Here is an 11,364-nt window from a genome sequence, read left to right as displayed (position 1 = left end):
TCCCTCGCCGAGCAGCCCCCCGACACCGGGCGACTGCCGGACGCCGCGCCCGGCGACGGCGCCGCACCGGCCGGGGGAGCGGGCCGCGGCGACGGCCCGGCCACCGCGCAGGCCGCCACCGCGCAGGCCGCCACCGCGCAGGCCACCGCCGGGGGCGCGCCGGTCCTTCCGCACACCGCCCCGCCCCCGCTCGCCGAGCCCCGCCCCCTGGGGGAAACCCGTACCTGGCCGCGGGACTTCACCCACCGGCTGACCGCTCCGCTGCCCGGGGTCCGCGCCCTGGCCCGGATCGCCCGTGAGGGCAAGCTGCGCCCGGCCCCCGAGAAGCTCCCGGAGATCCAGCAACTCCCCTTCGAACCGGGCCCGATGCCGGCCGCCGGCACCACCACCCTCGCCCTCACCTGGGCCGGGCACGCCAGTTGGGTCATCCGCATCGGCGGGCTGACCGTGCTGACCGACCCGGTATGGTCCCGCAAGATCCTCGGCACCCCCGCACGGGTCACCCCCGTAGGGGTCCGCTGGGAGGACCTGCCTCCGGTCGACGCCGTCGTCATCAGCCACAACCACTACGACCACCTCGACGCACCCACCCTCAAACGGCTGCCGCGCCACACCCCGCTGCTGCTCCCCGCCGGGCTGGCGCCCTGGGCCCGCAGGCGCGGCTTCACCCAGGTCACCGACCTCGACTGGTGGGAGGCGGTCGAACTGCCCGCCCCGGGCGGCCCCGTACGCTTCGACTTCGTCCCCGCCCACCACTGGAGCAAGCGGACCCTGACCGACACCTGCCGCTCCCTGTGGGGCGGCTGGCTGCTCACCGCGCCCGACGGGCGGCGGCTCCACTTCGCGGGGGACACCGGCTACGGCCACTGGTTCGAGGAGATCGGCCGCCGCTACCCCGGCATCGACCTGGCCCTGCTGCCCATCGGCGCCTACGACCCGCGCTGGATGCTGCGCCCGGTGCACACCGACCCGGAGGAGGCGGTCAAGGCCTGCCAGGACCTGGGCGCCCGCGCCCTGGCCCCCATGCACTGGTCGACCTTCCTGCTCTCCGGCGAGCCACCCCTGGAACCACTGCACCGCGTCCGCACCGCCTGGTCCGCCACCGGACGCCCCCGCGAGGACCTCTGGGATCTGCCCGTGGGCGCTTCGCGGGTGCTGGCCGAACGCTGAGCGTGGCGGTGGGCTTCGTCCCTGACCCGTGACCTGCTTCTTCCCGCAAGGGTGCTCCGGACCTCGGACCCCGGCCGCAGCGCCCCGGGGTTCTTCATCGGTAGCGGTGGTCCGGATTCAGCGTGCGCCGACCTGGGCCGACCAGCGGTAAAGGGTGTTCGACTCCCTGGTCACCCAGGTTCCGTCGCCTGGGAGCCACACGGAGTCGACGTCATGCATCGGGTAGTCGATCCGGCCGTGGAGTTCGCCGGTCGTCGGGTCGGCCAGCCAGTGGCTGTGCTCCTCCCAGATGTCCTCGCCGAACATGATCACCCGGGCCTCGTCGTAGGCGTTGTACAAGGACACCAGGGCGGTGTCCGCGTCGACATAGCCACCCCGCCAGGAGATCCACGGCCGGTCATGGACCGAGCAGTCTCCCGTGCCCGCTGCGGGGAAGTCACTCAACCGCAGCACCGCCGTCACTTCGGAGGACGGAAGCCGGTGCCAGCGCACGTCTTGGCCGCCCTCGTCGACACTCATCTCCCCGGTGCCCGACGGGTTCGTGGACAGCACGAACCGGCCGGGCGGCTCCGGCTGTCCGGCAAGGGCCGCCACCCGCTTCCCGAGGACGATATGGCCGCACACCAGGGACGCCTGATAGTGCACCGGTTGCGCTCCACCGCGGGATACGTGAACACCGGTCAGATAGCCCTCGGAACCCCAGGTCAGTCTCACCTGCCGCTCTTGTCCACCACACGGGAGGACATTGCGCGCCAGCACGTTTCCCGCGGTGTCCAGCACGACGAAAAGGCTCTTGCCGACGGTGTCCGACGGCAGTCGCAGTAGGATCTGGGTTTCCCGGTACGGTCCCGCCATGGCGAAGCCGACGTGTTCCCACCGGCTGGCGGACCCGGCGCCGAAGGGCTGGTGCCACATCCGGCTGCCGTCCCGGTGGACGGCTGTGTACGAGGACTTGCCCTGGAAAACCACGAAAGACAGGTCCGGTGCAACCCAGTCCCTGACAGAGCTCTCGTGCGGAGCGGGCCGGGGGAACTCGGCGAGCAGTTCCAGGTCCTCGCCCAGCTCGTACACCCGCAACGAGTCCGGATACTTGAGCAGGATCCGCGGCAGCGGCCCGCTCCGGTCGAACCGCGCTTCTTCCAGCAAGGCATGCCGAACCCCCGGGATCCGGTACTTCGCCACCAAGCGAGGAGTGATCGTCACAGCTTCCCTCTCGTCGTCCGCCTCCAGGGGTTTTCCCTGGTCGCTATGGCGCGGACGCCCTGGAGTGCGCCGACGGTTCTCCCGGTCGCGTTCCTGCGGGCGTACGTGTGCGGTCGAAGCCGGTGGGGCGGCCGGCCCCGGGTCGAAAGGCCGTCACACGGCCTGCCGGACGCTTTCAGGCCCCGCCGTCGCCCCCGCCCGCCCTGACGCGTCGCCAGGCGGCCGGTGCCGCGCTGATCACCACCGTCAGGCCGATCGCCATGACCACGCCCTGCCACGGTTTGCCGAACAGTGAGCCGCTCAGCAGCCCGATGAGCTGGTACGTCGCCGCCCAGGCCAGACACGCCGGAATGTCGCCGCGGACGAACCGCGGCAGCGGCATCGCCGCGAGCAGACACGCCAGCATCACCGGGATCCGCCCGGCCGGCACGAGCCGGGACAGCACCAGTACCAGCACCCCGTGCTCCCGCAGCTTCCGCTGTGCCCGGGCCAGCCGCTCCGGCGCGGCACGGGCCCGCAGCCGCGCCAGCCAGCGCGAGCCGTTACGGGAGTGACTGCCGCGCCGCCCGAGCCAGTACAGACCCACATCGCCGAGGAAGGCGGCGCAGGACGCCACCGCGAAGACCATCAGCAGCGCGAACGGCGAGGTGTGGTGGAAGGCGACCACCGCCGCCGAGCTGACCAGTGCCCCCGTCGGCACCACGGGCACCAGCGACCCGAGGACCACCAGCAGAAACAGCGACGGATAGCCCACCGCCTGCTGCGTCGACTCCGGCGGTACGCTCCGCACCAGTTCACCGAGCACCGTCATCACACGACCTTCGGCCGCACCGACTCGCCGTGCCCGAGCCGGTGCACCGTCACCTCCGGTGCCATCAGCGCCACCTGCCGCTCGAACTCCTGGCCCGGGGCGTGGAATTCATGCGGCCGTACGGCATCCATCCCGATCGGCCAGTACGTGCCGTAGTGCACCGGGACCGCGCTGCACGGTGCCAGCCGCGCCGCCGCCTGCGCCGCCCGCCGCGCGTCGAGATGACCGTGCCCGAGGAACGGCCCCCAGCCGCCGACCGGCAGCAGCGCCACCTCGCACGGCCCGACTTCCTGCGCCATCTCCTCGAACAGGCCGGTGTCGCCCGCGAAGTACGTCCGGGCCGCGCCGCGCACGACATAGCCGAGCGCCGGCACCCGGCGCGGTCCGTAGGGCAGCCGCCGCCCGTCGTGTGCCGCGCGCACCGCACGGACGGTCACCGCGCCGGCCGTGCACTCCTCGCCCGCCCGCAGCTCGGTGACCCGCAGCCCACGGGCCGCGGCCACCCGGCGCAGCGCCGGCACCGCGGCCGTCGCCCCGCGCGGCACCACCAGCCGGGTCCCCGGCGCGAGCCGGGCCAGCGAGGCGGGATGCAGATGGTCGGCGTGCAGATGCGAGACCAGGACGACATCGGCCCGCGCGGCCTCGGCCGGCGGCAGTACGCCCCGCCGGCGCCGCAGATGTGCCAGCCGGCGCACGAAGACCGGGTCCGTCAGCACTCGTACGCCGGAATCCTCGACCGTCACGGTGGCATGCCCCCACCAGGTCACCTCCACCGACACCGCACACCTCCCGTCCCGACGCACGTCCCGCGCACCCGTCCCACGTGGCGCGTACCCGTCCCACGTGGCGTACCGCCCCCACTCTCCGTTGCGCTCCTGTCGATCGTCCACCATCCGGCCCGGAAAGCCGCCGAAGGCCGCGGAAAGTCGGGAAACGCGGAAAGCCGGGAAACAGCGGAAACCGGTGCGGACCGCGGATGCGCTGCACGGACGTGTGGGTGGGTGCGGGGGCGGGTGTGGCGGGTGTGGGTGCGCCCCCGGAAACAGGAACCGGACCCGACCCCGGGACCCGACCCCGGGACCCGGCCCCGTGCCCCGAGCCCGGACCCGCCCCCGGACCCGTGCCCCCGCACCGGACCGCACTCGTCCGCCCGGCGCCGTATGACACGCTGGACGGCAAGCCCGCGCGGCCGGCGCGGACCGGAGCACGAGGTGGCACGCGTGCGGATGCCGCGATGGAAATCCCTCAGCGGCGCCCTCTTCCGGGTGCTCGCGGTCTGGCTCGTGTCCAGCCTCACCCTGCTCGTCCTCGCCGCGCTCCTGCCCGACTTCCGGCTCCAGTCGGCGGGCGGCGACAGCTTCACCCGCACCGCCTTCACCGCTGCCCTGGGCGCCGGAGCGTTCGGCCTGCTCAGCGCGCTGGTCTGGCCGCTCCTCGTCCGTGCCCTGCTCCTGGTGCCGGCCCTCGTCATCGGTCTGCTGGTCTTCTTCCTCAACGGCTCCCTGCTGCTGCTCGCCCTCGGTCTGATCCCCGAGGGACGTGGACAGGCCGCGCCGGAGACCGCGGTGATCGTCGCGGCCGTGATGTCCGCGACCTCCTCGGCCGCCTCCGGCTTCCTCGCCGTGCGCAACGACGAGGCCTACCACCGCAGGCTGGTCCGGCTCGCCGGACGCCGCCGCGGCCGCAGGTCCGTCGCCGCCCGGGGCCCGGCCACCCCCGGCACGGTCTTCGTCCAGCTCGACGGCCTGGGCCACGACCTGCTGTGCGAGGCCGTACGGGGCGACCGGCCGCTGATGAAGACCGTCGCCCGCTGGACCGACGGCAGCCACCGCCTCACCCCCTGGCGCACCGACTGGTCCAGCCAGACCGGCGCCAGCCAGCTCGCCCTTCTGCACGGCAGCAACGAGGACCTGCCGGCCTTCCGCTGGTACGAGAAGGAGACCCGCACGCTCGTCGTCAGCAACCGCCCCACCAGCGCCGCCGAACTCCAGCGCCGCGCCATCGAGCGCACCGGCGACGGCGGACTGCTCGCCTACGACGGCGCCAGCCGCGGCAACCTCTTCAGCGGCGGCGCCGACCAGGTCGCCCTGGTGATGTCGGTGGCGGCCCGCCGCGGCAGGCACAACCGCTCCCGCGCCGGCTACTTCGCCTACTTCTCCGACCCGGCCAACGCCACCCGGACCGCCGTCTCCTTCGTCGCCGAGGTCGTCCGCGAGATCGTCCAGTCGCTGCGCACCCGCTTCCGCCGCGAGCTGCCACGGGTCGCACGAGGCGGCCTCTACCCCGTCATCCGGGCCTTCGCCACCGTCGTGGAGCGCGATGTGGTGGTCGCGGCCGTCATCGGCGACATGATCGCCGGCCGCACCGCCGTCTACGCCGACCTCGTCGGCTACGACGAGGTGGCACACCACTCCGGCCCCGCGCACCGCGACGCGCTCCAGGTGCTGCGCAGTCTCGACCGGGCCATCGCGCTGATCGCCACGGCCGCCCGGCACGCCCCGCGCCCGTACCGCATCGTGCTGCTCTCGGACCACGGCCAGAGCCACGGCCCGACCTTCCTGGACCGCTACGGGCTGAGCCTGGGCGACCTCGTACGCGCCGGATGCGGGCTGCCCGTGCCCCGCCGCGCCGGACGGACACCGAGCGGAGCCGAGGCCAGGGAGGCGGCGCGCGCCGCACTGGGCCGCCCGGAGGAGGCGGGCGGGCAGCACCCGGACATGACGGGCGGGCAGTACCGGGACATGACGGGCGGGCCGCACCCGGAGAAGACGGACGGGCAGCACCCGGAGAAGACGGAGGGCCCGGCCTCCTCCCACCCCCTCGTGCTGGCCTCCGGGAACCTCGGTCTGGTGTCCTTCCCGGACGTGCCCGGCCGGATCACCCGCGAGGAACTGGACCGCAGACACCCCGCGCTGCTCGGCACCCTCGCCAACCACCCCGGCATCGGCTTCGTTCTGGTCCGTTCCGCGGCGCACGGTCCCGTGGTGCTGGGCCCGTCCGGCGCCGAGCACCACCTCGACACCGGCCACGTCACCGGCACCGACCCCCTGGCGCCCTTCGGCGCCGGCGCGGCCGAAGCCGTACGCCGTACCGACCGCTTTCCGCACACCGCCGACCTCATGGTCAACTCCGCCTGCGACCCGGCGACCGGCGCGGTACACGCCTTCGAGGAGCAGATCGGCTCGCACGGCGGCCTGGGCGGCGCCCAGAGCCACCCCTTTCTCCTCTGGCCCGTCGAGCTGACCCCGCCGGCCCCGGACGACGGGCCGCTGACCGGCGCCGAACAGGTGCACCGGGTGCTGCGCCGCTGGCTGGGCGAGGCCGAGGGCCCACAACTGCCCCTCGGGCCCGGCGCGGACGAACTACGGCGTGAGGTGCCCCCGGCCGAAGGTTTTCCCTCACCGGGCCCCGCTGCGCAGGACAAACCCCGCTGATTTTGGCGGACGCCGCTGATCGCCGACGATGTGCAGTGCTCGGTAACCCCGGGTGCACAGCGCACGACGAGAGGCCCACCACGCCATGAACGACCGGCACAGCCGCCGCTTCGGACTGGGAACCGCCACCTGCCTGGTGATGGGCAACATCATCGGTGGCGGCATCTTTCTGCTGCCGGCCTCGGTGGCCCCGTTCGGCACCATCAGCCTGGTCGCCTTCGGCGTCCTGACCATCGGCGCCGTCGCCCTCGCCCTCGTCTTCGGACGGCTCGCCGAGCGCCACCCGGACACCGGAGGCCCCTACGTCTATGCGCGCGAGGCGTTCGGCGACTTCGCCGGCTTCCTCTCCGCCTGGTCGTACTGGACCATGACCTGGGTCAGCAACGCGGCGCTCGCGGTCGCCATCGTCGGCTACGTCCATGTCCTGCTCCCCGGCCGCCCCACCGACGCCACCGACCTCGCGATCGCCCTCGGCGCGCTCTGGCTGCCGGCCCTTGCCAACTTCGCCGGCACCCGTTACGTCGGCCTGGTCCAGACGGTCTCCACCGTCCTCAAGTTCATCCCGCTGCTTTTCATCGCCGTCGTCGGCCTGTTCTTCTTCGACCCGGCCAACCTCGGCTCGTTCCATGAGGGCAGCGGCAGCGCGGTCGGCGGGATGTCCGCGGCCGCCGCGATCCTGCTCTACTCCTACGTCGGTGTGGAGTCCGCCGCGATGAGCGCGGGCGAGGTCCGCGACCCGGAGCGGAACGTCGGCCGGGCCACCGTCCTCGGCACCATCGGCTCCGCCGTGGTCTACCTCCTGGGCACCGTCGCCGTCTTCGGCACCGTCGCCCACGACAAGCTGGTGAAGTCCCAGGCGCCGTTCTCGGACGCGGTGAACGTGATGTTCGGCGGGCACTGGGGCGGCACGGTCGTCGCCCTCGCCGCCGTCGTCTCGATCATCGGCGCGCTCAACGGCTGGACCCTGATGAGCGCCCAGTCCCCGTACGCCGCCGCCAAGGACGGGCTGTTCCCCGCGCCGTTCCTGACCAAGCGACGCGGCGTCCCGACCTTCGGCGTCCTCGCCGCCGTCGTGCTGGCCAGCGCCCTGACAGTGATCAACTACCTCACCGGCGCCGGCGGCGTCTTCGAGATCCTGGTACTGATCACCACCTTCTCGGCGACCGTCCCGTACCTCCTCGCCGCCGGCGCCCAGGTCTACTTCCTGCTCACCGGCCGCCGCGACAAGGTCCGCCCCGCCCGCTTCGCCCGCGATCTGACCCTCGCCCTGGCCGCCTTCGGCTTCACCTTCTGGCTCGTCGCCGGCGCCGGCTACGCCGCGATCTACCAGGGCGTGCTCTTCCTCTTCGCCGGCATCCTCGTCTACGCCTTCATGGCGGCCCGGCGTACGGCGCGGCGGGCGGAGTCGGAGCCGGAGACGGAGCTGGACGCGAAGACGGAGACGGACGCGGAGACCGACGCGGAGACCGACGCGGAGACCGACGCGGAGACCGACGCGGACGCGGAGCCGGAGGCCACGGCAAGCTCTGCCTACGCCCGCTGACCACGAAGCGGTTCCCCGACCCGCCGCAAGTGCCGCAGCGCCTCCGCGTACGACCTGAGCAGCCCCGTCTCGTGGTACGGGACACCGATCTCGGCGCAGTACTCCCGCACGATCACCTGCGCACGGCGCAGATGCGGTGTCGGCATGCTCGGGAAGAGGTGGTGCTCGATCTGGTAGTTGAGCCCGCCGAGCAGGAAGTCGGTCAGCACCCCGCCCCGGACGTTCCGCGAGGTCAGTACCTGACGCCGCAGAAAGTCTGGCCGCTCCTCGCCCGTCAGCGTCGGCATCCCCTTGTGATTGGGCGCGAAGGTGGACCCCAAGTAGACGCCGAAGACGGCCTGGTGGACGAGGAGAAAGGCCAGCGCCTTACCGGGTGACAGCACCAGGAACAGCGCCGCGAGATACAGGGCGATATGCGTCAGCAGCAGCGCGGCCTCGCTGCCCCAGTGCTTCATGGTGGGCGACCGCAGCGCCCGGATACTCGACACCCGGAGGTTGAACCCCTCCAGTGTGAGCAGCGGGAAGAACAGCTGCGCCTGATAGCGGCCGAGGAAACGCGGCAGCCCCGTGGCGGCCCGCGCCTGGTCCTGCGACCACACCAGGATGTCCGGCGCGACATCCGGGTCCAGCTCTTCATGGTTGGGGTTGGCGTGATGCCGGGTGTGCTTGTCCATCCACCAGCCGTACGACATCCCCACACCGAGATTGCCGAACAGCCGCCCCCCGACCCCACTCGGCCGACGCCTGCGAAACACCTGCATGTGCGCCACATCATGGGTGACCAGCGCCACCTGCCCGAACACGAACGCCAAGAACACCGCCACGGCCAGCTGCCACCAACTGTCGCCCAGCGCGAAGAAGGCCACCCACCCCCCGGCGAACGCCGCACTCACGGCCGACAGCCGCACCGCGTAATACCCCGGCCGACGCTTCAACAGCCCGGCTGCCACGATGCGCCGCGACAGCCGCGCGAAATCGCTGCCGGAGGGCGCTGCCGGGCCGGTGGGCGGGGGAGAGAACTCAAGGCTCGTCGTCATACCACCGAGTCTTGTGACCCGGCGCCCGCGCCGACAGCCGGTCCGCCCCCGGGCCGGATAGGGGGTTAGCGCCACCTGAGCGGTCCGGCCGGCCCCCTCTCCGCCGCCTTCGGCGGTTCTTCCCTACGCGCGTGGTCATATGCGGGCCGCGTACGGAGGGGCCGCGTACGGAAGGGCTGTGGCACGGAGGGGCCGCGATACAGGCGGACGGCGATACAGGCGGACCGCCGTACACACGGACCGCCGTACAGACAGATCGCGGTACAGACGGACTCGCGCGACTCACCCGCCCGGAGCCCGGCCGTCCCCTCCGGCGGTACCTCCGTCGGGGCCCTGCCCAGGCCCCTGCCCAGGTACCTCCCCGGCGGCCTCGCCCGGCCAGCCGGGCGCGCCGCTCTGCCGGCTGAGGACCGGCAGCGCCCGCACCAGGTCGGGGGGAAGGGCGAGCCCCTCCTCGGTGGAAGGGTCGACCGCCAGCCACAGGTCGTCCGCCGGCCAGTTCGCGGCCAGCTCGACGACGGGCATGCGGAGCGCGGTGGCAGGGTCTCCACCGGCTGCCAGCAGCGCTTCCTCGGTCGTGAACAGGGGGACATACCGATTGCCGTCCTGTTCGATGACCGGCAGGGCGATAGCGCCCTCGGGACGCTCCTCCTCGCCCTCGGCCGGTGGCGCCTGCGGCAGCAGGCCCACGCTGGTCGCGAGCTCCACCAGGGCGGTCTGGGTGGCCGCCGCCTCCTCCGCGGACTGGCCTCCCTCGGCGGAAGCCGCTTCGTCCGGGGGCGGGTTTTCGTCGGGGGTCGAGGTGCTCATGGCTCGTCCTCTCGTCGGCTTCGCTCACCGGGCACCCGCTCGATATGCGTGGGCACGGGGTTTGCCGCGGTCGCCGCCGGGTGCCGCCCAGCGACACGGGGCCGGGGCAAGCGTGGCAATACCTCCAAGGCTAGGCCGCCCCACGATCTCCGCAACGTTCCCGATCAGCGGACCGGAGAGGAGAGGACCGGCGAGTCATGAGGTATGTACGGCGCGTCGAAAACCCGGGCAGAACACCCCAGGGCGGACGATCAGGGAATCGTCATACGCACAGGGGAGACGTCGTCCGTTCAGGCCTGTACGGGTCCGTACGGCCCGTACGGGAAAGCCGTACGGACCCGTACAGGAATGCCGTACGGGTCCGTATCGGATAGACGTCCTCCGCCTACAGAAGGGATTCACCGTGGCTACTACACGTAACGCTCACACCGAGTGGGAAGGCGAACTGCTCAAGGGCATGGGGGAGGTCACCCTCGACTCCTCGGGAGTCGGCCACTTCCCCGTGACCTGGGCGTCCCGCGCCGAGGATCCCAACGGGAGGACCAGCCCCGAGGAGCTGATCGCCGCCGCCCACTCCAGCTGCTTCTCGATGGCCCTGGCAAACGGGCTCACCCAGGCCGGAAACCCCCCGACCCGGCTCACGACGAAGGCCGCGGTCACCTTCCAGCCGGGCACCGGCATCACCGGAATCCACCTCACCGTGGAGGGTGAGGTGCCGGGCATCGACGAGTCCGCCTTCAAGTCCGCAGCCGAGGACGCCAAGGTCAACTGCCCCGTGAGCCAGGCCCTCGCAGGCACCACCATCTCCCTGACCGTCGACCTGTCCTGACCCCACGAGCACGACACACGAGCACGACGCACAACGAGCACGACACACAACGAACGCGACCCCGCGAACGCCACACCATGCCCCCTCTCCACTGCGGTATGAGGGGGCATTGGTCTGCGAGGGGGCGAGTTCGGTTCGTCGCCACGCGGCGACATTGATGTCACCTGGTGCGGTCCGCTTTGATGAGCGGCAGGAGGTGACATGTGGCCATCCCGAAGAAGGGCGCCAGGCCCATCACGGTTGACGGCGTCGACTACCGATGGTCCGTCCGCCGTAAGCCCACCTACAGCCAAGGGGTCTGCCATGCCCCGCTGAGTGTCGCGGTGGTACACGGTCACGAACCTGGTTCCGTCGCCGTCCTCCGCATGCCGCACGCCCACCCGAACAACTGGATGGGTGCCCCCGCCACCGCGGTCCGCCCTGCCGGAGTGGCCCGCGGCATCCGCTCCGCGCTCCGGCAGGGATGGAAGCCCGGCGAGCCAGGTCCGCCGTTCCTCATCGACCTCGCCCCTGCTCCCTGACCAAAA

Annotated in this window: 10 protein-coding genes; 5 read left to right on the top strand and 5 right to left on the bottom strand. The window is 72.2% G+C overall.

Translation table 11 applies throughout. The annotated features are described in order from the left end of the window. Nucleotides 1–33 precede the first annotated feature (33 nt). The gene (locus tag M8I34_RS32775; protein ID WP_250055780.1) at nucleotides 34–1,170 is read left to right on the top strand and encodes an MBL fold metallo-hydrolase; all 1,137 of its coding nucleotides are present in this window, start codon (nucleotides 34–36) and stop codon (nucleotides 1,168–1,170) included. Between the two features lie 117 nt (nucleotides 1,171–1,287). Here M8I34_RS32775 and M8I34_RS32770 read toward each other — a convergent pair whose 3' ends face one another. From M8I34_RS32770 to M8I34_RS32760, 3 genes are all read right to left on the bottom strand, one after another. Further along, a complete protein-coding gene (locus M8I34_RS32770) occupies nucleotides 1,288–2,373 on the bottom strand; it encodes a hypothetical protein (protein WP_250055766.1) in 1,086 nt (361 codons plus the stop codon). A gap of 175 nt (nucleotides 2,374–2,548) precedes the next feature. Continuing rightward, nucleotides 2,549–3,184: a DedA family protein gene (locus tag M8I34_RS32765; RefSeq protein ID WP_250055764.1), complete on the bottom strand. Its 636-nt coding sequence runs from the start codon at nucleotides 3,182–3,184 to the stop codon at nucleotides 2,549–2,551. Further along, nucleotides 3,184–3,963 carry an MBL fold metallo-hydrolase gene (locus M8I34_RS32760; RefSeq protein ID WP_250055762.1) on the bottom strand — a complete coding sequence of 260 codons (780 nt, stop codon included), beginning with the start codon at nucleotides 3,961–3,963 and terminating at the stop codon, nucleotides 3,184–3,186. Before M8I34_RS32760 ends, M8I34_RS32765 begins: the two co-directional genes overlap by 1 nt. A 447-nt stretch (nucleotides 3,964–4,410) precedes the next feature. On the opposite strand from M8I34_RS32760, the gene M8I34_RS32755 reads away from it, so the two are divergent. Both M8I34_RS32755 and M8I34_RS32750 read left to right on the top strand, forming a co-directional pair. After that, nucleotides 4,411–6,618 carry a phage holin family protein gene (locus tag M8I34_RS32755; RefSeq protein ID WP_250055778.1) on the top strand — a complete coding sequence of 736 codons (2,208 nt, stop codon included), beginning with the start codon at nucleotides 4,411–4,413 and terminating at the stop codon, nucleotides 6,616–6,618. Nucleotides 6,619–6,703: 85 nt separating this feature from the next. After that, nucleotides 6,704–8,161, top strand: coding sequence for an amino acid permease (locus M8I34_RS32750; protein WP_250055760.1), 1,458 nt, complete (start codon nucleotides 6,704–6,706; stop codon nucleotides 8,159–8,161). Here M8I34_RS32750 and M8I34_RS32745 read toward each other — a convergent pair. Both M8I34_RS32745 and M8I34_RS32740 read right to left on the bottom strand, forming a co-directional pair. Then, nucleotides 8,149–9,198, bottom strand: coding sequence for an acyl-CoA desaturase (locus M8I34_RS32745; RefSeq protein ID WP_250055757.1), 1,050 nt, complete (start codon nucleotides 9,196–9,198; stop codon nucleotides 8,149–8,151). The genes M8I34_RS32750 and M8I34_RS32745 overlap by 13 nt on opposite strands. Before the next feature lie 282 nt (nucleotides 9,199–9,480). Continuing rightward, entirely contained in the window at nucleotides 9,481–10,008 is a 528-nt protein-coding gene (locus M8I34_RS32740; RefSeq protein WP_250055756.1) for an SseB family protein, read from the bottom strand. 403 nt (nucleotides 10,009–10,411) lie between these two features. On the opposite strand from M8I34_RS32740, the gene M8I34_RS32735 reads away from it, so the two are divergent. Both M8I34_RS32735 and M8I34_RS32730 read left to right on the top strand, forming a co-directional pair. Beyond that, nucleotides 10,412–10,837 (top strand): OsmC family protein, encoded by a 426-nt coding sequence (locus M8I34_RS32735; RefSeq protein WP_250055754.1) that lies wholly within the window; start codon nucleotides 10,412–10,414, stop codon nucleotides 10,835–10,837. A gap of 203 nt (nucleotides 10,838–11,040) precedes the next feature. Then, the gene (locus tag M8I34_RS32730) at nucleotides 11,041–11,358 is read left to right on the top strand and encodes a hypothetical protein (protein ID WP_250055752.1); all 318 of its coding nucleotides are present in this window, start codon (nucleotides 11,041–11,043) and stop codon (nucleotides 11,356–11,358) included. Nucleotides 11,359–11,364 lie beyond the last annotated feature (6 nt).

The organism is Streptomyces sp. MCA2 (assembly GCF_023544705.1).
Taxonomy (GTDB): Bacteria; Actinomycetota; Actinomycetes; order Streptomycetales; family Streptomycetaceae; genus Streptomyces; species Streptomyces decoyicus.
Note: the sequence above shows the minus strand (reverse complement) of the source record. Positions and strands in the feature narration are given on the sequence as shown.

Excerpts from the sequence above, each read along its gene's own strand:
- M8I34_RS32765 (WP_250055764.1), bottom strand. The coding sequence starts at position 3,184 with ATGACGGTGCTCGGTGAACTGGTGCGGAGCGTACCGCCGGAGTCGACG.
- M8I34_RS32755 (WP_250055778.1), top strand. The coding sequence starts at position 4,411 with ATGCCGCGATGGAAATCCCTCAGCGGCGCCCTCTTCCGGGTGCTCGCG.
- M8I34_RS32750 (WP_250055760.1), top strand. The coding sequence starts at position 6,704 with ATGAACGACCGGCACAGCCGCCGCTTCGGACTGGGAACCGCCACCTGC.
- M8I34_RS32745 (WP_250055757.1), bottom strand. The coding sequence starts at position 9,198 with ATGACGACGAGCCTTGAGTTCTCTCCCCCGCCCACCGGCCCGGCAGCG.
- M8I34_RS32740 (WP_250055756.1), bottom strand. The coding sequence starts at position 10,008 with ATGAGCACCTCGACCCCCGACGAAAACCCGCCCCCGGACGAAGCGGCT.